The sequence below is a fragment of the Anaerophaga thermohalophila str. Valhall genome, assembly GCF_000250735.1.
Classification (GTDB): domain Bacteria; phylum Bacteroidota; class Bacteroidia; order Bacteroidales; family Marinilabiliaceae; genus Anaerophaga; species Anaerophaga thermohalophila_A.
On sequence record NZ_AHZV01000105.1, the window covers coordinates 1 to 25,540 of the forward strand.

Genomic DNA, 25,540 nt, shown 5'->3' on the forward strand with positions numbered 1-25,540 from the left:
ATAAAAAATAATTATCATATTTATATGTAGCTGTATCTCTTAAGTTTTCTACAGATTTAATTGCATACACAATGGCAGAATCTAACTCATTCATACTCTCATAAGCCAGTGCAATGGAATAGTAAATGTTAGACATTCTCGGCTTTTTGCTCACCTTACCTGCCAACGATTCAAGTTCGCGATAAGCTGCAACAGCTTTTAAATTGTCCCCGTTCATAATATGATAGGCCCCTCTTGCATTAATCACATCAAATTGCTTTTCGGGAGGGATACTATCCAATGAATCAAGTCTGTTTAAAACGGACAATGCTTCTTCGTAATATCCCTTTCTTAAATAACTCCAGAAAATTCCTAGAGAGGCATTCACAATACTCTCAATATTTTGATTTCCATGAACAGTGCTTAAGGCTCGGTCAAAATATCTCTCGGCCAAGATATGGTTATCATTGTTGCGATGCAGAATTCCAAAATAAAGCCATAGATAGGTAAGTGTATTATCCGAAACTATGCCAGGTTTTAAACTTAGAATTCGTTCTGCCTCCTTTAGCGATTCAAAGACCACAGAATCGGCAAATTGGTCGGTCTGATACCGAACCACTCCCTGATAAATAAGCGCTCTAAGGAAATTGCGATTGGGAATCGGACTCTCAAAAGCCTTGGCAGCAGCAGAAATACTTGAATCATTGGTAAAAGAACGAAAATTTTTACAATCGATAATAGTTCTGAGCAGATAATAATACGCTCTGTTTTTCCCCGACAATTCACTTACATGAATGTTAGTCAAACTATCTTCTGCCAGTTTGGTGTTGCTGTAAATAAGGCTGTCAACGGCTTCTAACCGATGCCATGAAGCCTCATCATACGAATGGCATGAAGAGATAAGAACCGTTAAAAATAAAAATGACAAAATCCTAAGCATTCTGTAAAAATTGATCTCAAATATATAAAGATTAATTTACATAACTAAATGGAAACTAACCGGTTTTAAATTTTTCGACTTAAGAACTGAATACAACCCACTTTCTTGCCGGCAAGAGCTTAGTGTCTTACGCCTGATATTCGTGTTTTTTTGGCAAAATATTTTCTAAATGGCTATAAATAAATGGCTCGGCCATTTATTATTTTGAGTACGATTGTATTTCGCAGCTAGTTGGGCTTTGGAATAGATGATTTATGAATAAAGCAGGTTAAAACATTCACTAAAAAAGAGAGGCGCTTCGCTCAATATTTCATACCACTCACTCATTTTTCTTTTTTCAGGAAAAAGAATAACGCAATTTAGACGTTGAAAAGGAATTTAATATGAATGAGGTAATTGGAACACTGATATTGGTCGATGCAACAAAAATCATAAAAGATTTTGGCATCACATCAACGAAAGAGGCGAATGAACGGGTGCCTGTAATTGACCTAAAAACCCCTGATTCAGGGAAAAACTACATTTTAATGATCACCCAAAAAAAATTTGTCGATTCTGGCATGGGAACTCCTTATCTTTCCATCCTCGCAACTCCGGGTGACGAAATAAGATGGTGGGCCGAAAATACAATATCCCATTCCAACTTTGATATCAATATTAAATCAATTACACCTGATGAGCAATATATGCATCATTGGAAAGACTTATTTGAAAACTTCCCGGAAGAATTTCCCGAAAAACAGGAATGCAATCTAATGGTTCCTCCCTATTTAAGCAACAGAGACAATTTTTGGAGTGCACAGTATATTATTTCCAAATACCGGGTAAAGAGCAAAAACGAAATTTTTCTGAAGAAAAATACAATTTGCATTCCGTATAAGATTGAATTACAAATTATAATGAATCAAAACCGCTGGTATAAAAAGAATCCGCTATGCACACTTATCCTACATCCTTCTATTATTTTGAAATCATCTCTTTCCGAATATTCAGATCGTTCTGAAGCGGCTGAAAACCATGTCACGGCAAGACTTGTTGACGGGAATCTCTTTATCTCCAACTAACAACATATTGCCTTCAAAACCGGTAACGTTAGATAAATTAACGATGAAAGTCCTGTGAACCCTTACAAAATCTTTCTGTGGTAGTTTTTCTTCAAACTTTTTCAAAACTGTAGAATAAGTAAATTTCCCCTGTTTTGTATGTATAACAGTATAGTTACTATCGGCCTCCAACCATAAAATATCTTCGAAATTAACTTTTATAAAAGCATTTCCACTTCGAAGAAACAGGCACCCGGGCATTTGTAAAAAGATATTCTTATGTTGCTCACCATGTTCTTCACAGGGAGCGTGACTTTCCTTACTTTCATCTCCATAGAAATTAAAGAGTGCCAACTCAATTGCCACCCTTACCTGTTTATCATTAAACGGCTTCAGTAAATATGCCGAAGGTTTTACTTGTCTCGCCTTTTCAATGACACTTTGGTTGGCAAGAGACGAAAGAAAAATAAAAGGGAGTTGAAATCGCTCATTTATCAAGCGGGCTAAATCAAGACCGGTTTTATCCCCTTTCAGGGAGATATCCACCAGCAATATATCCGGTCTTTGTTCTTCTAACCATACAATGGCTTCATCAACGTTATCGACAATACCTTTTGTTTCATAGCCCACCTCATCCAATCGCATCGCGATATCTTCAGCGATCATAATTTCGTCTTCAACTATGAGTACAGAAACCTTATTGCTCATGCGATTTTTTCTTAAGTTTTTCTTTGTCCAGAATTATTTCCCACCAGCATCCGTCTAAATTGGACTGCTTCAATTCACCATGTAGTTGCCGGATAAGTGAAAGTACCAGCTTCATACCGAGCGACCGGCTTTTCTTTATATCAAAATCATCCGGAAAACCGGGTCCGTTGTCGGTCATTGTCAAAAACAATTGTCCGTTTACTTCTTTCAAAGAAATACCCAGCACCAATGTTTCGCTCCCTGTTGCATATTTTAAAGAATTTGTCAACAACTCGTTGATAATGATTCCCAGGGGGATTGCAGAATCAATATAAAGATTTGCCTGTGACAAATCCAGTTTGAGGTCAACTTTTTTATCCACACCAAAGACAAGGTTTTCTGTCAGTTCTTTTATATAATCTTCCAGTTGAATAGTGGTGTCAACATCCTCACGATACAATTTTTGATGAATCAGCATGAGCGCATCAATACGATGTCGGGCGGCAGTAAGTGCTTCACTGCCGGGCTCACCTCTGAGTTGTCCGGCCTGAAGAGAAAACATGCTGGAAACCATTTGCAGATTATTCTTCACACGATGATTGAGCTCCCTCAAAAGCAAGGCCTTTTCTTTTTCTCTCTGCTCAATAATTGACTTTTGCTCCGAAACTTTAAGCAAAGCTTTTTTCCTTGATAGCTGTAAACGATATAGAAAAAACAGTAATGTGATTAACAGGATGGTTCCAACTGAAAGAAAAATAACTATGTTTCTACGGTTCCTGCTTTGTTCTTCCAGAAAACGAATGTCGGCTTCTTTAAGATCAAGAAAATACTGACTCTCTGCCTGTTGTATCTTTCGAACATTTTCAATGTTCACCAGACTATCGTTGTAAACCTCATATTGTTTGCGGTAATCAACAGCTAATTTGTATTGCTCCTTTTTTTCGTAAAACTCTGCCAAATATTTGCTGATATCCCGAATCTGCTCTTTTAGCTTTTCTTTTTGAGCTAAAGCCAGTGCAGACCTGATTATTTCTTCACCTTCTTTCTCTTTCCCTTTTGTGATAAAAGCTTTTCCTAACTCAGACTGATAAACTGAAACTGAATAGGCATCTTTTAAATCGCTTAACAGCTCAATAGAATTATTTAAAAGGATAATGGCACTGTCCGGTTTGCCCTGCTCTAAATAAACCATTCCAAGGTTTCCACTCGAATAGCCCTCAACCTGATTATTCTTAAAAAAGTTGTTTAACTGAAGGCATTCGTTAAAACAAAATGAAGCACTGTCAAGGTCTCCCTTCAACCGGTAAGTTTCTCCGAGATTTATCAGAGTAAGCATTATTTTGAAAGTATCCGATCTTTCACGAAAAGACTTCAATGCTTCAGTTATATATGATGTGGCCTTTGAAAAATTCTTGTCATTTGTAAAATGTGACCCGATTTGAAGAAGTAAATCAGCCTTTCGATTTGACATATCCAGGTTTTCGTATACCTGCAAAGCTTTGAATGAAGCCTCAACTGCATCAGAATAATTCCCTAATTTCCGCTGAAACAGGCTGATATTTTCCAGAGCTCTTGCCTTAAAATGATGATATTGATTTTTTTCTGACAAACGAAGAGCATCCCTGGCATAAAACAGTCCATCCAGAGGTCGGCCGTCCGAATTTCTGGCCATTTCTAAAAGCAAAAGAATTTTCGTACTATCACTCTTTTCAACGGCCAAAAGTTCTTTCAGACTGTCGGGACGGGACATATTCTGGGCATTTCCGCAAAACGCAGTATAAACAAATAACAGAAAAACAAAAAATCGGACAAACAGGCTCATTGTAATATTCTTAATCATCTATGAATGCGGTATAAAAAGTCCTTTCTGGCAATGTCAATATTACAGGATTTTTAACACCTCATTAACAATCAGTTAACTCCGACTCTAAAAATGTGCCTGCATCTCAATCTTGCCAAAAACAACTTTTTCAGGAGCATACTCATAATTTAAATATATTACATTCTATGGCCCTAAACTTTAAATACGTCAGAAAGGCTCCCTCACTTCTTAGTGCCTATCTAGAAAGTAGGAAAAGATTCCTACTTATCATGTGTCTGTTCAGAAAGTGTCATTTACAAGGCTTGCGAAGTCCGAAAATACGGAGTTTACTCATCGTAAATGAGTGATTTTCGGACGAGCGTAACACAGTAAATGGTACTTTATAGACAGACACTTCTTAAATTCAATAGCTCCACAATTATTCGGACATTTTTTACCACGGCACAGAAACACTACCACTTCAAAATGTTATATGAGGCGCCCTTGCAGGCAGGAATCTAACGACTAAACTGATGTTCTATTGAACGGGGTACCGGTCTAATTGTTCCCACCTGTATCTTCAGACCGGTTGGAAATCAACGGATCAATGTAACCGATATCTTTTGTCCCGTCAATCCTGAAAAGAAATGAATACTTAAGATTCTTATGGAAGGTAATTTTTTCATTGGTTTTAAATGAAAAAAGTCCTTCCTTATCCTGCTTTATCAACAAATTTCCGTCAATGGTATAATCATGCGGTGTATTATCCAGATCAATAATTTGTCCCCATTCTTCAAGGGTAGGAATCTTATCACTGATCATCGACATAATAATCTCACCTGTATCTCCCTCAGCTTTGTGGTCAACAGGGATTACTTTCTTCTTTCGTTTAGAAGCTGTTAACGAAAATCTAAACAAACAATTAGGTTTTAAACTAAGAATACTATGTCCTTTATAGTATACATCAGGAGCATCAACAGTATAAAAGCTGTCTGCAGGATAAGGTTTATCACCGGTTCCATAAGCCGGATCATCCTTAAAAAAACCGATCATACTGTCGGTGTCAACATAAATCGTAACAATTTTTTCCATCTTAAATAAGTTTTATAGATTGTTAAAATTAGACAAAAAATCCATAATTGCCTCAAAGCTATTAAAAAATAGTGGTTTTCTTATATCCAAAAAATTATTATATTAATAAAGTATCACTGTGGTCCGAAAAAAAGCATTTAACTTTTTGCGCTCAAGCCGCGTGGGCTTTTACTTTTTTTGTTCACGAGATAAAAATTATAAGGTGTTCACGATTTACGCTTCGCTCCAATTCATTAGTATATAATATACTTAAGTTATTGGCCTAATGGAATTCGCATGTAAGATTTATACATATTCTTATTGTTGCAATCGTTACCATGCTCGTTTCATTCGCATAAAATTTGTTTATTAAGGTCGAATGGAACTCGTCCCGAGCAATCGGGACTCGTTTCTACAGCAAAAAAAGTAAACAAATTTTGCGTTAAGTGAGAGCAGTGACCAAACTTGTTTGTGTCAATGCCGAACGCAGCAAAATTCAGCTATGCTAAAAAATGCCGTCGCGTATTGAAGCATTGCAAAAGATTAAAAAATTATTATACCAATCAATACCAGCCGGCATGCACTATAAGATCAAAACGCTTCTTTTAAAGAAACAAAAAAACCGGTAGTTCCGGAAGAAGATACACCAAAATCGAAACGAACATTTAAGGGATCGTCAGGTAACATTCTTAAACGCAAGCCCCCGCCTACAGAGGAGATGGTTCCAGAAAAGGGATTCTGAAAATTATCAGAAGACTCTCCAAAACCGGCAAACACAACACCCCCTAAACGCCACCAGAGATGCTGACGCAATTCCCCTCTGAACAGCCATACGGCATTTCCGGTTTCTCTGAGTGGGTGCCCAATTCCCCGTAATCTTTCTTTGCCCCCCAATTGCGGCTCCTCAAAAAACGGTACTCCCGGTTCAGCATAATCAATAATCCCCTGAAAAGCCAGAGTTGTTTTATCCTTTTTCAGTTGCAAATATCGGCGTGCATCCATAGTGAGTCTGAAATAATCATACTTCCCGATGCCGGCTAACCCGACAAAAGAGGGACTAACCTGAATCCAGGTTCCTTTCTGAGGAGAAATGGTTCTGTGGCGGGTATCAACCTCTATCTTTGGGCCCATGCCAAACAGCCAGTCGCCTTTATGCCCCTCCAAATCAGCTTCTGAAAAAGAGACTTCTGCCTTATTATCAAAATGATTGTTATTCAAAAACCATTCTGCACCTATCCAGAACGCCGGCAATACATTGGCCAAAACATCCCACTTAAGACGGAACTCCCGCCGGTCGAAATAAATCTCAGTTTCATCTGTTCCCAGCCAATACTGGTCTTCACGACTAGAAATAAAAGCTTCACCACTCGTCATCCAATCGGGGTGAAAATACCACTCATGTTCAAATTGTAACTGAAGGATATTTTTTGTAGAAGTTTCAGCATTCATAGTTAATGTGTTGGCTTTACCCGGATGCGAACTGTTCCATTTTAGCGCCGGTGCAACTCCGTAAACAAAGCCGTTTCGGGGACTGGCACTTAATGAGGGATAAACAGTAATGACAAACTCATCCCTCTCCCAGGTCACCCAATCCAGGACCTCTTCGCCTATCCTGGCAAGTACCGATAACTCTGTAGAATCAGAATTCGAATGGTTGGTCCGGTTTCCCAAGGCAAAGGCGTGCCCCTGAAATAGCAACAGAAATCCTGAAATCAACACGTAGACAATCTGAAAGCAGTTTCCTTTCATTAGTATAAAATTTGTTTATTAAGGCCTAATGGAACTCGCATGCAAGCATTTATACATATTCTTTTGTGCAAAATTTGCCATGCTCGTTTCATCAGTATAAAATTAGTCTAAGTTATTGGTCTGATGGAACTCGCATGATTGTGTTTTATGCATGCTTTCTTGTGACAAACCTTGTCATGCTCGTTTCATTTGTATATTAGTTTGTCCGATTTATTGGAGTAATATTTCCAGCTTTATTCTCCATGCCACCATCCTGCCCCTTTACCTTATCACCTTTTCTCATTTCCTCCATGCTCTTTGCTCTTCGCTCTTTGCCCCATGCCCTGCCTTCTGCCTGTTGGTTACTTTTATCTTATATCTGAAAATCTAACGGTCTTTTGCATCAATACTCCGTTAAACTTTTACAAATATCTGTTAATCAATTGTTTATGCAACCCCTGACACAGGTTACAACTTTCTCATAATAAAAACTTTGCGTTATTACGTCTCTGCGTTTAGGTTTTTTTAACTGACTATTGTTGTATAAAGGAATACTAATAAAACCCGAAAATAATTGTTTATTGTAACAAAAACCTCAATTTTTCGTTTCTCTTCTCCGGGAATGATATTTATCCGACTTATATTAAACAATTTAGTTGTTTAATTGTCACTAATTTTATAAAAAGGGGCGTTACAGACACTTATATGATTTACAAATTTCGTATTATATCCAGTGAGAGTGATGATTTCATCAGAGAAGTTGCTATTGACAGCCAATCAACTTTCCTTGATCTTAACAATTTTATCCTGGAAGAACTGGGATATGAGAAAAGCCAGGTAACATCATTTTTTATCACCGACCGTAACTGGCATAAAGAAACTGAAATAACGCTGATCGATATGACCGAAGGTCAGAATCCGGAAATAAAAGTTATGGACAAAACAAAATTAGGTGAGTTAATCACTGAAAAAAAGCAACGTTTGTTATTTGTCTTTGATCAGTTCGCAGAACGGTCACTTTTTCTTGAGTTATTTGCCATGGAAGACAAGGTCATTGAGAAGCCGGTTTGCACCAGAAGGCAGGGTAAACCACCTCTCCAGTTTGATGAAAATGCCATAGAAAAGCTTGATCCGGATAATCTCGATCCTGACGAGTTAATGAACAATGATGACAGCGACACATTTGACAACGGAGATAGTAATTTAAACCCGTTTGATGAGGAGGACTGGTATTGAGAAGTAACAAATACGTAATTGCCATATTAGGACCAACCGGAATCGGGAAAACAGATATCAGCATCAGAATTGCCCAAAAATTCAATACTTCAATCATTTCAGCCGATTCCCGGCAAATCTTCAAAGAAACAAAAACAGGAACAGCTTCCCCTACCAGAGAACAACTAAAAGAAGTTCCACACTATCTGGTCGGTACTAAATCGATTTTCGATTACTATAGTGCTTTCGAATACGAGCAGGAAGCCGTTTCGATTGCCAAAAAGTTGTTCAGAGAAGTGGACAAGATTGTTATGACAGGTGGTTCCATGCTTTACATTGATGCATTCTGCCACGGAATAGATGAGTTGCCTACGGTTGATCCCGAGTTGCGCAACAACTTACAAAAACAATATCAGGAAGAAGGACTGGAAAGCATTCGACGGCAATTGAAATTACTTGATCCCGATTTTTACAGACAGGTGGATCTCAAAAATCCAAAACGGATAATACATGCGGTTGAAATTTGTCTGATGACCGGAAAGCCCTATTCAAAACTACGCACCAATAAAAGAAAAGAGCGGCCGTTTAACATCATCAAAATCGGTCTTGACATGGACAGAAAAGAACTGCATCAAAGAATTAATGACAGAGTTGACCAAATGATCCTGGAGGGACTGGAAGAGGAAGCCAGATCGCTTTATCCTTACAAACATCTTAACGCTTTGAATACCGTAGGGTACAGAGAGTTTTTTGACCATTTTGACGGAATTATCAGCAGGGAAAAAGCCATTGAACTTATAAAAAGAAATACACGAAGATATGCCAGAAAGCAATTGTCGTGGTTCAGACGTGACAAAGAAATATCGTGGTTTTCACCTGATAATCCCGACGAAGTTATTAAATTTGCTCAAAACATTACAAAAACGGGTCGGGGTCCGGATTTAAATTAATATTAATCTTTCTCGCGGTTTACAATCTTCTGAGAAGGGCCCCGGCTTTTTTTCTGCCACATGACTTCAAGAATTTGTTTTAACATAAGAGTATACGGCATTTGTATTGAAAATGATCAGCTTTTGGTTACCGATGAATATGTTATGGATACCTTCATGACAAAATTTCCCGGTGGTGGTCTTGAATACGGAGAAGGAACTGTTGAATGTCTGGAACGGGAATGCCGTGAAGAACTGGGCTTAGAAATAAGAGTAACCGGTCATTACTATACCACCGATTTTTTTCAGCCCGCACGTTTCTATGAAAACACCCAACTCATCAGCATTTATTATACTTTTGAACTGCCTGAGAAACATAAGTTACCAGCCACCAACAAAAAGTTTGATTTTAAAGACACCCCGAAAAACGGGGAACAATCCTTCCGGTGGATACCACTGGCCAAATTAACATCCGGAGAAATGACTTTCCCTATAGATAAAGTGGTCGTTAAAAAAATTCTTGAGACAGCCGGAATTAGCGGATAGGCGGTAGCAACGGCAGAGGGCAGAGATCAGAGGGCAAAGGGAATGGTGGAAAGATGAGAAGGTAAAAGGGCTGGATTTTGGAAGATAGAGGCTCGAAGCGGAGGTTCAATAGATTTCTGAACAGACACACATATTGTGAAAACTTTTTGCGAGTTTATAGACGAGCACCAGTTAACTTCCCCTCGATTCTGGTCATCGGGGTATCTGCCACCGGAAACAATTGGGAAACAGAAAAAGGGCTCCTGATTGATTAAAACTCTTCCTTAATAGAATAGACGTTTCTGTCGGGCTGATTTCGGGTGACCAATTCGGCAAGGAAGCCGGTAACAAACAGCTGTGTTCCGAGGATCATGCAAACCAGGCCGATATAAAAGAAAGGATTATCAGTAACAAGTTGTGCCTCAATACCATGAGCCACACAATAAAGTTTATGAGCACCAAGCCATATTGCCAGGGCAAAACCAATCAAAAACATTAACGTTCCCAATGCTCCGAATAAATGCATCGGACGATTCCCGAACTTTGAGATAAACATCACTGATAAAAGGTCAAGAAATCCTTTCAGGAAACGCTCCATCCCAAATTTAGTTACTCCATATTTTCGTTCACGATGGTTCACAATCTTCTCTGTAATATTAGCAAATCCGGCTCGCTTAGCAAGAATAGGTATATACCTGTGCATTTCCCCATAAACTTCGATATTTTTAACCACTTCGGATTTATACGCCTTTAATCCGCAATTAAAATCGTGCAGCTTAATCCCGGAAACCATGCGGGCCGTACGATTAAATAATTTACTGGGTAATGTTTTGTTCAGGGGGTCACGCCGCTTCTTTTTCCAGCCGCTAACCAAATCAAATCCCTCTTTCCTGATCAAACGGTATAATTCCGGAATTTCGCCGGGATTATCCTGAAGATCGGCATCCATGGTAATAACCACATCTCCTTTTGCGGCTTGAAATCCTGTATTCAGCGCAGCAGATTTACCATAGTTGCGTCGAAACCGTATCCCTCTTAAATAGCCAAAACGACTTTTAAGGTTGAGAACGGTTTCCCAGGATTTATCCGAACTGCCATCATCGACGAGTACAACTTCAAACGAAACATTCAGTTTTTGAAGTTCTTCATCTATCCATGCAATCAGTTCGGGCAAAGATTCTTCTTCATTATATAACGGGATAACTATCGATAAATCCATTATTCAACTTCTTTCATCAGTATAAAACTTGATTTTTTAAGACCTAATGGAACTCGCGCATGCAAGAATTTATACATGTTCTTATTGTGGCAAACTTTGCCATGCTCGTTTCATCACGACAATTTACGAATAAAGCAGGTTCGTACAATACTCCGTTAAGCATTTACAGATGTCTGCTAATTAATTGTTTACACAATTAATTGCGCAAATCTCAACTCTCTCATAATAAAAACTTTGCGTCATTGCGTCTCTGCGTTTAGGCTTTTTTTAACTGACTATTGTATGTGACAATCCTTGTCATACTCGTTTCATTGCTTCAGTAAAAGGATCTCCCTTTCGACGTTGAAATATTGCAATTACCAAAGAAAAAAGGAAAGCCCAAAGGCCCGTAGCAAAAATTCCGGAAATAATTAATGCTACCGGATTAATCATAAGCTTCCCGTACGTTTCTGTCATCTGTAAAACTTCATCCTCTTCCATGCCAACCTCGAGATAAGTTTCCTGCATCTGAACAATTAAATCCTCAATATAGCCTGGGTTAATAACTTTCAGATAGAAAAACAAATAAGCACCAACAATAATTCCCGAAAGAATTCCCATGCGGGTTCCCATCCATACTCCCTGCCAGTAAGAGAGAAGTCCGTCCAGAAAATGCTCACGGTATCGAACCATCGAAACATGGATAAATCCGGCAAAAACGATCCAGGTCAGAAGGCTATGGAAAAAAGAGTCCATTATGCCTGCAATATGGGCAAAATAATACACCACAGCCAGAGCAAGCCCCATGAAGGCTCCCTGGTTGAGAATGAAACGTGCCTTAAGCTTTTTTGTATCTTTAATGTCTTCAGATGATGACGCTTCCATAATCGAAAAAAAATTAACAATTAAATTATGAGTCTGCTCCTGAATGAGCACTTTTCATATAGTGTCGTGTCATGTTTAAAATGTCGTATAAGTTGAAACTGATTTTGGCTTTTTTCAAAATGAGAAAAAGCGCGCATAGCCATAGCTACGTAAGCTTTTAATCATGAAGAAAAAACGAAAATCATTGATGCCTGGTGCGATATTTTATGCTTGACACGACACGATGTCTAAGTGCAATCTAATGTTCGGCTAAAATACATAAAAAGAATTGAAAAAGCATACCACCTGCATCTTAACTCCAAATTAACAGGACTGTATCTGGTAAAATTTAAAATTACCACTCCACAGACAAATTGAAATCAAACAGTTTAGCTCATACCGGGGCATTTGGGTGAAATTTTTTTCTACGGGATGTTTGCGGACAATTTTAAATTTTCTACTTTTGCGCCCGGGTAAGTCCTATACGACCAGCTCCTGCTGAACTCCCCCAGGGCCTGACGGCAGCAAGGGTAGGCGGTTGTAGCGGTGCGATATAGGTAGCTTACCCACCTGCCAATATAGCTCAGTTGGCCAGAGCAGCTGATTTGTAATCAGCGGGTCGGGGGTTCGAATCCCTCTATTGGCTCCAGGAATTAGTTCTTTGAAGTTGTGGCAAAATAGTGTTTAGTATTTAAACACTCAAAACCTGAGCACGACCAAAACTCAAATAAAAAAGCTGATTTCAGGTCGGCTGTCATAAATTTTATTTTAATAATGCCAATATAGCTCAGTTGGCCAGAGCAGCTGATTTGTAATCAGCGGGTCGGGGGTTCGAATCCCTCTATTGGCTCAAAAAAAATTATTTTTTTCTCAAGGGAATTTGTTTAAAAGATATTTTTACTATCTTTGTCGTCCCAAACTCAAGGCAGCATAAGGGCTGCAAACGTTCCGAAACAAAAGGGGAGATACCGAAGCGGTCAAACGGGGCAGACTGTAAATCTGTTGGCATACGCCTTCGTAGGTTCGAATCCTGCTCTCCCCACAACCTTCTTCAAAGCAATTTTAAGGAGAACGCATTCAAGACGCATATCCACGCTTTCTAAGACTAAGGTACAAATGCGGGAATAGCTCAGTTGATAGAGCATCAGCCTTCCAAGCTGAGGGTCGCGGGTTTGAGTCCCGTTTCCCGCTCATAAAAACCTGATCGAAAATATCGGTCGGGTTTTTTATTTTCTGCATTCCAAAAGTCAACTTCGTTTCATATATTTGTTTAAAACCAAAAAATCTGTTAAGATGCTGATCAAAATATACCCCGAAAATCCGAACCCTCGCGAAGTTGAGAAAGTCGTTGATATTTTACGCAACGGGGGGATTGTCATCTATCCTACCGATACCGTTTATGGGTTAGGCTGTGACATTAACCATACAAAAGCACTGGAGAAAATTGCCCGAATAAAAGGGATTAATCCAAGGAAAGACCATCTGTCCATTATCTGTCATGATTTGAGCCACCTTTCCGATTACACAAAGCCTCTTGACAGTACAACATTCAAACTTATCAAAAAGAATCTGCCAGGACCCTTTACCTTTATTTTACCGGCCAGCAACAACGTTCCCAAATTTTTTAAAAGCAGTAAGAAGACGATAGGTCTACGAATACCCGACAACAACATTATTACCGAAATCGTCAGGCAGCTTGGCAACCCGATTCTCAGCACATCAATCAAAGACGACGATGACGTACTTGAATATACAACCGATCCCGAGCTAATTCACGAAAAATATAAGGATGTGGTTGACGCTGTTATAGATGGCGGCTATGGAGACAATGTAGCTTCTACCATCGTTGACTGTACAAATGGCCCAGTCTTTGAAATAATCCGTGAAGGCAAGGGTGAACTGGAGTTGTAATCTGATCCTGACCCTAAATCCGATAATCAGGAAAACATTTTCTCTACCTTTTTAAGACCTGAAGGCAAAGCAAATACAACAACTTTGTCGCCGGGTTGAATACGCGTATCCCCGTTGGCAATGAATACTTTGTCGCCACGTGTAACACCACCTACATTCATGTCTTTGGGCAAATCGATTTTCTTCAGAGGCCCTTTGGTTATTTTAGAATTTGGCTGAGCAGTAAGCTCAAGCACTTCGGCATCGGTAGCTGTCAGACATTTAACATGAGAAACACTGGCCTTCATAGTGTACCTGTAAATATAGCTGGCAGCAATCAGCTTTTTGTTAATAAGGGTCCCTATGCCAATGTTTTCGGCCAGGTCTATGTAATCCATATTTTCTACTTCCGCAACGGTTTTTCGCACCCCCATTTTTTTAGCCATCTGGCAGGCCAGAATATTAACTTCCGAATTACCTGTCACCGCCACAAATGCATCTGTTTTTTGAATTCCTTCTTCCCTGAGCAACTCAAGACTTCGGCCGTCGCCGCTCACAACCTGCGTATTCTCCAGGAAATCCGCGAGTTTTAATGTCTTCTCCCGGTTAATTTCGATCAGCTTAATTTTGTAATGATGCTCCAGTTCTTTTGCAACCTTTTTCCCAATGCGACTTCCGCCAAGTATCATCACATTGTGAATCTCGAACTGCTGTTTTCCGGCATCTGCCAAAACCTGGGGAATTCCGGGACGTGTTGTAATAACGTAGGCCAGGTCGCCGTGCAAAAAACGATTATCCCCACGAGGAATAATCGTCTTCCCATCCCGGTAGATGGCCACCGTATAATAATCATTCACTTCATGAAGTGCAGAGGCTTCGGACAGAGTAAGATTGGCAATAGGTGCATTATCCCTGATTTTCAGTGCAAGTAACAATAACCGGCCGTCCGAGAACTCAAAAAGCTGCCTGGTTCCCACCTGCTTCAAAGATGCAATTATTTCCTGAGAGCCGAGATGCTCAGGATATACCATCTCATCAACACCAAGTTGCTTAAAATACTCCTTATTTTCGGGCACCAGATATTCATAATTATTGATTCTGGCAATGGTAATTTTTGCCCCCAGCTTTTTAGCAAGCATGGCCGACAATATACTCACTTCCTCGTAAGGAGGAACCGCAATAAACAAATCTGCCGATTTAACCCTGGCTTCCACAAGGTCGCGTATGGAAGTAACTGACCCTTTGACGGGCATCACATCAAGCAATCGGCTTAACCGGTGCAATTTCACTTCATCCTCGTCAAGTAAGGTAACATCGTGGTCTGCATTTGAAAAAAGTCTCGCCAGATGTGTGCCAACTTCTCCTGCACCTGCAATAAGTATTTTCATCTTTGCTGCAAATTCTCATTTAAAACAACGAGACAAATTAAAATATAATAATTGAACTTTGGAAGCAATAGTCCGTTAAAATTGAGTCTTAATACAGAGATGCAATAAATACCGGAAAGTAAAAACAAACTCATCTATCACCAAAATCCACATAGGCTCCTTTTTCACGAACATCATGAACCAAATAGCCTTTTTCGTTCAGCTTTTGCGACCACTGTTCTGAGCACCAGGGCGGACAACTACCGGCGATAATTATTCTGCGACATCCTGCCTTTTCAACAAAAGAAAGCAAGTCCCCTTTAGTGTCACCCAATACCACTATTCCTTTTATTTCATCCTTTCGGTCATCCACCAAATCTATTTCCGACAGATTAATATCCCCAAGTCCTAGGTAAATACCATTTGAGGCCGGGAATAGCTCTATCTCATTCATTTCATTGTTTTCGAAAACAGTGATGCGCTGAACATCAAAAGAATACCTGGCAAAAAAACCGCTGCAGACAAAACCAATATCCCGTTCGGAAAATTGATTGGCATATAAAATCCCACTTCCACCCTCCACGATTCCAACATAAGCCGTTCTTCCGCCGTCAAAAACTACAAAGGCATTGGTGGTGCGCTTAAGCAGATACTCAACATTTAAAGCAGCAATTATCAGCAACAAAAAAATCAATGAGAGTTTGATAAACATTCTGTTTTTTGAATAAATCCATCCTGCTGCTGTTATCAAAAAAGAGTAAATCAGAAGCATAGTCAAACCTCCAATCCATAACCCGCTTATATAGGCAGATGGCAACGAATTCAGCCACTGAACCATTTCAATCATAAACGTCAGCAGCTCTTCCAAAAGACCGGATATGAGGCTGGAAAAGAAATCACTTCCTGAAACAACTATTAAAGAATTGGCTAAAACTAATATTGGAGCAACCAAGGGTAAAATAAAAAGATTGGCAAGCAGAAACCAGATAGGAAAAGCTCTGAAAACATATAAGGACAATGGAAATGTTCCCAGTTGAGCAGATACCGACACCGAAGTCAAATCCCCAATACTTCTGACAAAAATGTTTCGGTAAGCATAAAACCGATGCAACAAAGGATAAAAGGTTACAATGCCTGCAACAGCCAGGTGACTTAACCAAAACCCGACATGGAAAAGAGAAGATGGTTGAATCATTAGTATAATAAATGCCGACACACATAAAAGATTATATATGTTGCTTTGTCGTCTGAAATAATTCCCTGTCTGTATCACCGAAAGCATAATTACAGCTCTTAAAACCGACGGTGCAGCGCCTGTCAGCAATGCATAAACCACCAGAACAGTAATAACAATGAACAATCTGAATAAACTTCTCCGGGGCAGAAAACTGTTCAGAATATAATTCAGAAATAAAAAGATAATTCCAACATGCAAACCTGATACCGCCAGTACATGAATGACTCCAGAGTGAACAAACCATGTTTTTACCTCATTATCAAGCTCCTGTCGCATCCCAAGAGTCAGAGCCGATAAAACCTGCAATTGTTTTCCGCTGATACCGTTTTCTTTGTATATCCTGTATGCTTTGCTTCTGGCCTCTTTTATCCGCTGAAGAAAATCTTTAGCTCTGTCCCTGCTCTCTATAGAAAAATCATCTTTACTTACAAACCCGAAACAGGATATCCCCTGGCGAAAAAGATATCCCCCGTAATCAAACGCCATTGGATTAGGAGCTCCCGACGAAATACCTTCAAGCCTGGTCTTAAACCTTACCTTATTCCCGGAAGAAACAGGAGCTATAAAAAATGAATCGGACGGCTCAACAATTATTTGCCACAAATCGGACGGCCCAAAAGGAACTGAATCCTTCGATGATACTTCATGGGGGGTAACTACAATTCTCCAATATCCGGAATAGGTAACATCAACTTCAACTACTTCGGCAGTAGCTTCAACCTCGTATTCTCCTTCAACATGCCGGGGACGCGACAAAAGAGCTGATATAAGTCCCAAATGAAAAAGAAACAGGAAAAAGAATACTCCGCACAACCATCGTAAAGAAAATCTTCTATATACTGTAGGCATGTAGAAGACAAAGAGAAGACAAGCAAAAAGAAGCACAAACCCGGCAAAAAAAACCCCTGCCATGCTCTTATTCAGATATTCGGAACAATAAATACCTGTTGCCAGAGCAAAAACAAATCGCAGGAAAGGAACCGGTTTTAAGAAATCCTGAAACATAACAAAAACGGGATTTTGTATTATCCTTATTTTCTTTGCCTGCACCTGAAAAAGGCACACAAAAGAATGTGTAATACAAAACCCCGCGAGGAATTATTTCCCCGGATTTCAAGATACAAATAATTCTCTATTTCTAACAATAGTCTGTTAAAAAAACCTAAACGCTGAGACGCAAAGTTTTTATTATGAGAGAGTTGTGGTTTGTGCCATCAACTATGTAAACAATTAATTACCAAACATCTGTAAAAGTTTACGGAGTATTGATACGAAAGAGGGTTTGATTTTCAGATAAAAGTAACCAAAAGGCAGAAGACAGGGCATGGGGCAGAGGGCATGGGGCGTGGAAGAAAGGTGATAAGGTAAAAGGGCAGGATGGTAGCTTGGAAGATAAAGCTGGAAATATTACTCCAAAAAATAGGACAAATTAGTGTCTGTCTATAAAGTACCATTTGCTGTGTTACAATCATCCGAAAATTATTCATTTACGATGAGTAATTTTCGGATTTTGCAAGCCTTGTAAATGACACTTTCTGAACAGACACACATATAGTGAAAATATTTTGGTGAGTTTACAGATACGCACTAATTATCAACTACTTTTTTCTCAAAATCTGAATTTATATCTCAGGAACTTTTTATTTTTCCTGAAACAATATTATATACGGCGAGGAAAAAATATTTAAAATCAGTCATTACAGGATGCTTTACTTTTTCCGAAAGATAAATACGCTCCGCCTCAATATTTCCCTCAGCATCGGGCATCAGTAAAGCAACATAGGGCGGAATACACCCGGGCTTAAAGCGTACCCTTATCTTTCTGACATCTTCGGGCAACTCATTAAAGCGAGTTCGACTTAACGGTCTGACGCCCACAATATTCAATTCTCCTTTGAGTACATTAAGCAACTGTGGCAACTCATCCAACCAGTATTTCCTGTAGAACTTTCCCCAGGTAGCCACTCTGAAATCATTAGCAGGCTTACCGGTCTCGTTGTATCCATTCAGTTTGGTTATATAATCCTGAAGAAACTCTGCAAAAGGATGCATAGTCCTTAGCTTATATACTTTTATTATTTTACCGTGCCGTCCAACTCTCTCCATGGGAAACAAGGGCCCAAAGCTGGGTTTCATGCCATAAGCCGGTTCACGGGTTTTTATAACTGCAAAATACAGCAGTCCTTCAATCTCTTTATATTCAATTATTTCAAACCCGCAGCTAACAATTCTTCCAAGCGTCTCTCCCATTGTCAGATACCGGTATTTACCACGGGTCAAAGAAAAATATACCTTTTGAATGTAACGTATTTTAGGCATCACCCGGTGAAACAGAAACATCAACAACCAAAAAGCCGAAAAGATAAACGGAATTCTGATTTTTTGCCGGTAACGCCTCTTTACGCACTTTACCGGCTCAACACAACCAATAAAAATTCCGGCATCAGGAATAGTTCTGTTGATTTCCATCAAAAACTTATTGATATACCTTGTTTCGTTCAACCGGCGGAGATTAATAATAGACCGCGTATTTTCCTTTAACTGTCCACTGATTTCTTCACGTTTATTGGTATCTATAAGAGAAACATTATGCCGTTCGGGAACCAAATGATTAACAAAAAACTGATAAACATCCAAACTGATGTTTTTTAAGATCGCTTCTTTCCTGCGGTCAATACTTGGTCTGACAAACGGTGGAGTTATTACAGACTGCCCTTTTTCAGGCAAATCTGTAATCACTTGTGTGAGTAATTCCGGATACTTCATGGCCCTTGATAGTTTTAGTATCTTGAACAAACGATTTCGTCTTCTCAAACTACAAATTGCTTTTCAATTTTTAAGCAATTTACTGTTCCGCAGTAGCTTTGTAAATAAGTGTTACACCAACGTATGAAAAATTTAGAGCAAGATTCAGGATAAAATCATCCACTAATTTAAAAAACAAGTCCACTCAAACATCATTATCAGCATTTTGTCAAAAATGATTTTTTTTTAGCCGGTTTTGAGGAATGGACAGTAATTGTTGATATATGACAGATATCTCAAATAATCAATAAGTGCGGTTGTCAGAGAGAGCCTTTAACCTTCTTCCCTGTTGAGCTTGTCTCCATTTTAGTCTGGAAAACAACATCTGTAGGAATTTTGTAAGATGCCAGATTCCTGGCACATACACTTTTAATATCATCCTTTGTAAGTACGGACTCTTCATTTTTTACAACGATCGCGCGGATAGCCTCGCCGAGTTCGGGATGATCATAGCCTTCAACAGTACAATCGATAACTCCGGGCAGGCTAACAATAACTTCTTCTATTTCTTTGGGGCCAACCCGTTTTCCGCCAACCTTAATCATTTCCTTTTTTCTTGCATTCAGGTAAATGTACCCATCCTCATCTATTGTACCCAAATCTCCGGTATGCAGCCATCCATCCTTTAATGCCAGCTGTGTAGCCTCTTCATCGCCAAAATATCCCAACATAATGTTTTCTCCTCTGGCTATAATCTCACCGGTCTGACCGGGAATTATGTCATTTCCCTGTTCGTCAACAACTTTTAATGTTACACCGGGAATTCCTTTCCCAATTGAACCGAGTTTCTCTGGTAATTTTTCGGGGGGTAGATACGATAACCTGGCTGTAGCCTCTGTCTGTCCATACATAACAAAGAACCGAACTTCGGGAAACAACTCAGTAAACTCGGCTATAAATGCTTTGTGTAATTTTCCACCTGCCTGTGTCACATAACGCAAATGCGGAAAGTGGCCGTTTCTGAATGAATCCGATTTCCGGAGTAAAATCTGGAAATGACTGGGAACTCCGGCAAATCCGGTACATTTGTATTGTCTTAAATCGCGAAGGACACTTCCCAAAAACATAAAACTATTATTTAATACCAGTGTCCCTCCCACTCTCAGATGTGTGTGAAGCAAAGAGAGCCCATAGCAATAAAAGAATGGCAATACCACCAGCATGGTATCGTTACGGTCAAGTTTTAAATACTCCAAAATCGAATTTGTGTTGGCCACAAGATTTCCATGAGAAATCATAACCCCCTTGGGAACAGCAGTCGACCCAGAAGTAAAAATAATCTGGGCCGGATCATCCGCCTCCATACCCGGGCCCTCGACATATTCCGCTGTATGAAATTCAGATAATTCAGGGGTTGATCGGGGTCTATGATGGACGGAAGAGCGATGTGAGCCATTATTGTTCATATTCTTTTGAGAGCCTGGTAATCCGGAACTCTTGTTCGTTCCATACAATTGATTACCACTATCAAATAGAATATCGTCCTCACGGAATATTTCCATTCCCGGTATCTCATCTATTTTTACAGAAGAGTGTAAAAAAGCATGCCCCGCTCCGGTTTTTGAAACTATGTATTCCAGGTTTGACGGTTCTATCGCCGGATTTAAAGGAACCACCACACAACCTGCTTTCATAACTGAAAGATAAACAGTAACAAAAAAGCTGTTGTTGGGAGAAATTAAGATGATCTTATCTCCCTTACAAAAATGAGAGCTAAACCATCTCGAAAGCCGGTAAACTTTGCCTGAAATCTCCCGGTAGCTGCAGTGCTCTTTACCCGATATCAGAAGTTCTTTATCGAGACCGGCCGAATCCTGAAAAAAATAATCGATGGCATTCATTAGTATATAATTTGATTTTGAAGGCCTAATGGAACTCGCATGCAAGAACTTATACATGTTCTTATTGTGGCAAACTTTGCCATGCTCGTTTCATCTTACATCTTATATCTAAAAATCTAATGATCTAATTATGGCAATCTTTGTCATGCTCGTTTCATTACTCAATAGATCGCTAGATTTTTAGTTTCAAGAACATCAGGGTTGCCAAAAATCATAATCGTGCAGAGGCCCGGTTCTGAGATACTCTGTGGTTTTCAATTTTCGCTCGAAATTGGCAAAGTTATTCCTGACATCGTCTTCGCTCATATTCATCTCTCTCGCCACATCGGCGGGCGCATAACCATTTTCCCAGGCAAACCAGAGAAGGTCCATTTTTTCGAAAGGCATTTGATAGAAAAATTCTTCCTGGGTCTGCTCAGCAGTGTAAGTATCGGTAGTTGGTGTCCGTTCTATAATTTCACGAGGTACCCCCAAATGCTCTGCGAGTTGATAAACCTGTGTTTTGTAAAGATTCCCGATGGGCATAACATCGGCACCGCCATCGCCGTATTTCACAAAAAAGCCCTGTTTCACTTCGTGCTTATTGGGGGTTCCTATAACAGCAAAGTGCCGGGCTTCAGCATGATAATAGAGCATCGACATCCGACTTCTTTGCTTGAAATTGGATGCTGCCACAATCTGCAGATAAGCATCGGGCGGAAGCCTTCTGGAAATTTCGCTGCCATCGGCAAACACTACCGTCACATAAAAAACAGGCGGGAGTTTCCGTTCAAGTATTTCTTTTGGGATAACGATCTTCATTTTATCTCTTTGGGGATTATACCCGGGAATAACCCTTTTCACTGCTTCGTCCCTTCTTCTGTAACATCCAAAACCATCAAGTGCTCCGCTGATGTTTTCTTCCACCGTAGCAACACCAAACTTATCAGCAAGTTTCAGTGCCAACGATTTACTGTCGGGACTTGAGTCGTGCTCGGGAAGAAGGACGCCTGCCACTTTCCCGGGCCCAAGTGCCTTTGCAGCAATAGCAAGTGTCACCGAAGAGTCAATACCCCCACTAATGCCGACAATTCCACCCTGCCTGCGAAAACGGCGAAAAACATCTTCTTTCAGTTTTTGGCTAATCTTATCAATAAGCGCTTCCGGATTATCAATTTTTAAAATGTCTTGAGTAAATTTCTTCATTTTATTTACAGATTTTGAGACGATTGCGATGCAACAGTATTACGTAATTCAGTTTCATTAGTATTATTGTCGGAAATGGGCTGAAAATCCTCTATAAATTGTTTCCAAAGTAAATGGGTAGAAAGGATGGCAACCAGTCCCATCTGATCCGTCTCGGAATGTGCCTTCCCATTTTTGAGCTTTGCAAGCAGAAGCGAAACCGACTTATCATCAAATACTCCAGCTGATTTAGTTGTTTGCGGAGAAAGTAAATCATACACATACCCACTCTTAGAAGAATTGAGAAAAGGACCTGCTAAAGGAGCTCTGTAAGCCTGTTTCGCACGGTCTGCTACTTCGTGCGGCAACCGGTTCCTAAACCTGTCTTTGAGCAACACCTTTTCCTTTAAACCACTCAGTTTAAAATCATCGGGGAGAGAAGCACAAAATTCCATCACCCTGTGATCAAGGAACGGGTAACGTCCTTCCACACTATTGGCCATAGCCATACGGTCGCCCTGGGATGAAAGCAGATAGCCCGACATGAATATTCTGGTTTCTATGTATTGGGCTTTTGCAAGATCACCGGCATTGGAAAGAAGTGATTCCCACTCGCCCTCCAACCAGTCAACAAAATTTTGCTTTCCTGATATTCCCGGAAGCATCATTTTTTTAATTCTTGAAGTATTGTGCCAACGCAACAGGTGAGAATACAAAACAGAATCCACATCCTTCAGGCGATAACCGAAAAACATTTTCAAAGCAGCAGGCGACAATTCCTTAAGCTGTGAAAGATAAGGATAAAGTTTACTCAACAACAAGGGACGAAACCGGGAATTTGGATATCTTGCCCAAAAACGGCGTATAATCATTTCTTTAAAAATATTATACCCACCAAGCATTTCATCAGCACCCTCGCCGGTCATGACTACCTTAATGTTATTTTCTCTGACGAGTCGCGATAACAGGAACATTGGAACAGGAGCCGTCCGGAGCAAAGGCATTTCGGAATGCCAGACAGCCGTGGGAAAATATTCAGAAATATCGTTCGAACTGCAAAATGCTTTGTGATGACGAGTCTTTAATTGCGCCACCATCTTGTCCTGAAAACTGCTTTCATCAAATTCACGATCGGCAAAACCAATGGAAAAAGTTTGAAGCAAACCTTCCGGACTATTCTTTCGAATGAGTGTTGCAATAACGGAAGAATCGAGCCCTCCGCTGAGATAGGAACCAACAGGAACATCAGCTCTCAAACGAAGCTTTACAGCATCGGTCAATAAAGATTCCAGCTCCTCTCCAGCTTCTTCCATCGAACCTCTGAAAACACCATCACTACCAACAACCGAAGGCTCCCAGTATTTTTTTAGTTCAGCTTGTCCGTTTTCGAAACGCAAATAATGACCGGGCGGCAGTTCCACAATATCTTCAAATACTGTACGTGGCGACAACGTGGTCCAGAAGGTATAAACCTGCTCTAAACCCTGATAATCAAACCTCCTTTCAACACCCGGAAACTCAAATATTGATTTAATCTCTGATGCGAAAAGTAATTGCCTGTGGCGAAAAGTATAGAAAAGAGGACGGATCCCCACACGGTCACGTGCCAAAAAGATACTTCTCCTTTTTACATCCCATACAGCAAAAGCAAACTGACCGTTAAGCATGTTCAAACAGTCAGGCCCGTATTCGCGAAAAGCCAGTAATAAAACTTCGGTATCACTATGCGTGGAAAAACGGCAGCCTCTTTCTTCAAGATCACTTCTCAGTTCGGGGTAATTAAATATTTCACCGTTAAACGTGATCCAGTATCTGCCTGTATCATCACAAAGCGGCTGATGCCCTGAAGAAATATCTACAATACTCAGCCGGGCACTCCCGAGCGACACCTCATCATCAATAAAGATTCCCGCTTCATCAGGCCCTCTGTATCGAATTCTTGTGAGCATTTTATTCAATACCTTCCTGGATTCACCCCAACTTCCCAAACGACCTGTAAAACCTGCGATACCGCACATAAGCTACCCTTTTTTTCTTGCCACATAATCTTCTATGGCATTCAGATTCTGAAAATTTTCCTCAACCAGGTCGGTATCATCAGTCTGAACACCATAATTTTCCTCAAGGAAAGAGATAAGGTTCAATAATCCCATAGAATCAAAAATACCTTCTTCAAAGAGCATTGTATCATCTTTTATTTCCTTTGGATCAGTAAAAGAAGTTTCTGCAATGAATGCTTTTATCTCTTCTTTGTTTAATACCATGGACTCCATATAACTTTAAGTTTTCTAATTTATTTTAATATTAAATAGTGTTCATCTACAATAGATCGTTAGATTTTTAGATATAAGTAATTTAGTCAGTAGTTTTTAGTCAATAGTCAATAGCAATGTTTTAGAGGTACTATCATATTCCGGAAGCAAACAAAAGTGCATAAATAACACATGTTTTGAGCGGTTTGTGGTTTTGTTAGATGTAAAATGATTCATCCGTGTAAAAAATTTTTTTATATCGAATGGAACTCGCATGCAAGCATTTATACATGTTCTTGTTGTGGGAAACCTTGCCATGCTCGTTTCGTACAACCTTGATATACTGTATTTTAACAATTAAACCTCTTTAGATGCAAACAATTGTTTTGCAATGTTTTGCAAAAGTTTAACGGAGTATTGCATCTATAAACGCGCAAAAATTTTCACAATATGTGTGTCTGTTCAGAAAGTGCCAGTTGCAAGCCTTGCGAAGCCGTCAAAAACGCAGTTTACTTTTCGTAAATGAGTATTCATGCAATTCCATGCGGCTTTTGGGTTAAAGCAAAATTCTGACTCAAGTTAAATGAAGACACGATGAATATCCAGCCTAATTTGTCAGGTTGCAGGATAATTTACATGAATTGATTCTAAATAGTGACAACCGAAAAACAACCCTATTTTCCAATTGATAAAATAAGCACTGTTAACTTTATTCTAACTGCCTCTGTCTCCGGGAACAAAGTCATTGAAAATGATATTATCCAATAGAAGCCAGGATATACTGCTTGAGCGACTAAGCAGTTTTTCCAATAATACATCTAACCTGCTCAGAATATGATAATTATCTATTTTTGTATGATATTTGATTGTCAATAATTAACTAAACTATTACAAACGGTTTTAAACCAATTACTTATGCATAAAAGTTTTCATAACTAAAAATGCAAGTTATCAGCACCTTAATATTCATCTTCGATCTTAACCTGCTTTATTCATAAGTTTTC

18 protein-coding genes, 4 tRNA genes, 1 other RNA gene and 1 pseudogene are annotated in these 25,540 nt (G+C 39.6%); 10 read left to right on the forward strand and 14 right to left on the reverse strand.

Annotated elements, in window-relative coordinates:
* A pseudogene (locus OQ5_RS0105280) lies at positions 1-919 on the reverse strand (tetratricopeptide repeat protein); the annotation flags it as partial.
* A 383-nt stretch (positions 920-1,302) separates the two neighbouring features.
* On the opposite strand from OQ5_RS0105280, the gene OQ5_RS0105285 reads away from it, so the two are divergent.
* Positions 1,303-1,983, forward strand: coding sequence for an AidA/PixA family protein (locus tag OQ5_RS0105285; protein WP_026055128.1), 681 nt, complete (start codon positions 1,303-1,305; stop codon positions 1,981-1,983).
* Here OQ5_RS0105285 and OQ5_RS0105290 read toward each other — a convergent pair.
* The 4 genes from OQ5_RS0105290 to OQ5_RS0105305 form a co-directional block, all read right to left on the reverse strand.
* Positions 1,909-2,670, reverse strand: a complete 762-nt coding sequence (locus OQ5_RS0105290; RefSeq protein WP_016776485.1) for a LytR/AlgR family response regulator transcription factor — start codon at positions 2,668-2,670, stop codon at positions 1,909-1,911. The genes OQ5_RS0105285 and OQ5_RS0105290 overlap by 75 nt on opposite strands.
* The gene (locus tag OQ5_RS0105295; protein ID WP_016776486.1) at positions 2,660-4,489 is read right to left on the reverse strand and encodes a tetratricopeptide repeat-containing sensor histidine kinase; all 1,830 of its coding nucleotides are present in this window, start codon (positions 4,487-4,489) and stop codon (positions 2,660-2,662) included. Before OQ5_RS0105295 ends, OQ5_RS0105290 begins: the two co-directional genes overlap by 11 nt.
* Positions 4,490-5,008: 519 nt before the next feature.
* The gene (locus OQ5_RS0105300; protein WP_016776487.1) at positions 5,009-5,542 is read right to left on the reverse strand and encodes a hypothetical protein; all 534 of its coding nucleotides are present in this window, start codon (positions 5,540-5,542) and stop codon (positions 5,009-5,011) included.
* A gap of 570 nt (positions 5,543-6,112) precedes the next feature.
* The gene (locus tag OQ5_RS0105305; protein ID WP_016776488.1) at positions 6,113-7,270 is read right to left on the reverse strand and encodes a BamA/TamA family outer membrane protein; all 1,158 of its coding nucleotides are present in this window, start codon (positions 7,268-7,270) and stop codon (positions 6,113-6,115) included.
* Positions 7,271-7,954: 684 nt separating this feature from the next.
* Between OQ5_RS0105305 and OQ5_RS0105315 the strand changes: the two genes are divergently transcribed.
* The 3 genes from OQ5_RS0105315 to OQ5_RS0105325 are packed head-to-tail and all read left to right on the forward strand — an operon-like array spanning position 7,955 to position 9,939.
* Positions 7,955-8,485, forward strand: a complete 531-nt coding sequence (locus OQ5_RS0105315; RefSeq protein ID WP_016776490.1) for an IS1096 element passenger TnpR family protein — start codon at positions 7,955-7,957, stop codon at positions 8,483-8,485.
* Positions 8,482-9,414: a tRNA (adenosine(37)-N6)-dimethylallyltransferase MiaA gene (gene miaA, locus OQ5_RS0105320; RefSeq protein WP_016776491.1), complete on the forward strand. Its 933-nt coding sequence runs from the start codon at positions 8,482-8,484 to the stop codon at positions 9,412-9,414. The genes OQ5_RS0105315 and miaA overlap by 4 nt, the downstream gene beginning before the upstream one ends.
* A 60-nt stretch (positions 9,415-9,474) precedes the next feature.
* The gene (locus tag OQ5_RS0105325) at positions 9,475-9,939 is read left to right on the forward strand and encodes an NUDIX domain-containing protein (protein ID WP_026055130.1); all 465 of its coding nucleotides are present in this window, start codon (positions 9,475-9,477) and stop codon (positions 9,937-9,939) included.
* A gap of 250 nt (positions 9,940-10,189) precedes the next feature.
* Here the strand turns inward: OQ5_RS0105325 and OQ5_RS0105330 are convergent, their stop codons facing one another.
* Positions 10,190-11,137, reverse strand: a complete 948-nt coding sequence (locus OQ5_RS0105330) for a glycosyltransferase family 2 protein (RefSeq protein WP_016776494.1) — start codon at positions 11,135-11,137, stop codon at positions 10,190-10,192.
* 297 nt (positions 11,138-11,434) lie between these two features.
* Positions 11,435-12,001, reverse strand: coding sequence for a DUF4199 domain-containing protein (locus tag OQ5_RS0105335; RefSeq protein WP_044107607.1), 567 nt, complete (start codon positions 11,999-12,001; stop codon positions 11,435-11,437).
* A 450-nt stretch (positions 12,002-12,451) separates the two neighbouring features.
* Here OQ5_RS0105335 and ffs point away from each other — a divergent pair.
* From ffs to OQ5_RS0105360, 6 genes are all read left to right on the forward strand, one after another.
* An RNA gene (gene ffs, locus OQ5_RS22345) (signal recognition particle sRNA small type) lies at positions 12,452-12,545 on the forward strand.
* 7 nt (positions 12,546-12,552) lie between these two features.
* Positions 12,553-12,629: transfer RNA gene (locus OQ5_RS0105340), tRNA-Thr, on the forward strand.
* Between the two features lie 127 nt (positions 12,630-12,756).
* Positions 12,757-12,830: transfer RNA gene (locus OQ5_RS0105345), tRNA-Thr, on the forward strand.
* Between the two features lie 109 nt (positions 12,831-12,939).
* A tRNA-Tyr gene (locus OQ5_RS0105350) sits at positions 12,940-13,022 on the forward strand.
* A 76-nt stretch (positions 13,023-13,098) separates the two neighbouring features.
* Positions 13,099-13,171: transfer RNA gene (locus OQ5_RS0105355), tRNA-Gly, on the forward strand.
* 102 nt (positions 13,172-13,273) lie between these two features.
* Entirely contained in the window at positions 13,274-13,891 is a 618-nt protein-coding gene (locus tag OQ5_RS0105360) for an L-threonylcarbamoyladenylate synthase (RefSeq protein ID WP_026055132.1), read from the forward strand.
* Between the two features lie 26 nt (positions 13,892-13,917).
* Here OQ5_RS0105360 and trkA read toward each other — a convergent pair whose 3' ends face one another.
* From trkA to OQ5_RS0105395, 7 genes are all read right to left on the reverse strand, one after another.
* Complete coding sequence (trkA, locus tag OQ5_RS0105365; protein WP_016776496.1) at positions 13,918-15,258, reverse strand: Trk system potassium transporter TrkA; 1,341 nt, start codon at positions 15,256-15,258, stop codon at positions 13,918-13,920.
* A 130-nt stretch (positions 15,259-15,388) separates the two neighbouring features.
* Positions 15,389-17,479 carry a ComEC/Rec2 family competence protein gene (locus OQ5_RS0105370; protein ID WP_016776497.1) on the reverse strand — a complete coding sequence of 697 codons (2,091 nt, stop codon included), beginning with the start codon at positions 17,477-17,479 and terminating at the stop codon, positions 15,389-15,391.
* Positions 17,480-18,103: 624 nt separating this feature from the next.
* Positions 18,104-19,240, reverse strand: a complete 1,137-nt coding sequence (locus tag OQ5_RS25220) for a sugar transferase (protein ID WP_016776498.1) — start codon at positions 19,238-19,240, stop codon at positions 18,104-18,106.
* Positions 19,241-19,539: 299 nt separating this feature from the next.
* Positions 19,540-21,120 carry a class I adenylate-forming enzyme family protein gene (locus tag OQ5_RS0105380; RefSeq protein WP_016776499.1) on the reverse strand — a complete coding sequence of 527 codons (1,581 nt, stop codon included), beginning with the start codon at positions 21,118-21,120 and terminating at the stop codon, positions 19,540-19,542.
* A gap of 195 nt (positions 21,121-21,315) precedes the next feature.
* Positions 21,316-22,305 carry an NAD(+) synthase gene (nadE, locus tag OQ5_RS0105385; protein WP_016776500.1) on the reverse strand — a complete coding sequence of 330 codons (990 nt, stop codon included), beginning with the start codon at positions 22,303-22,305 and terminating at the stop codon, positions 21,316-21,318.
* Between the two features lie 5 nt (positions 22,306-22,310).
* Complete coding sequence (asnB, locus tag OQ5_RS0105390; protein WP_016776501.1) at positions 22,311-24,302, reverse strand: asparagine synthase (glutamine-hydrolyzing); 1,992 nt, start codon at positions 24,300-24,302, stop codon at positions 22,311-22,313.
* A 3-nt stretch (positions 24,303-24,305) separates the two neighbouring features.
* Positions 24,306-24,557, reverse strand: a complete 252-nt coding sequence (locus OQ5_RS0105395; protein ID WP_016776502.1) for an acyl carrier protein — start codon at positions 24,555-24,557, stop codon at positions 24,306-24,308.
* Between the last annotated feature and the right edge of the window lie 983 nt (positions 24,558-25,540).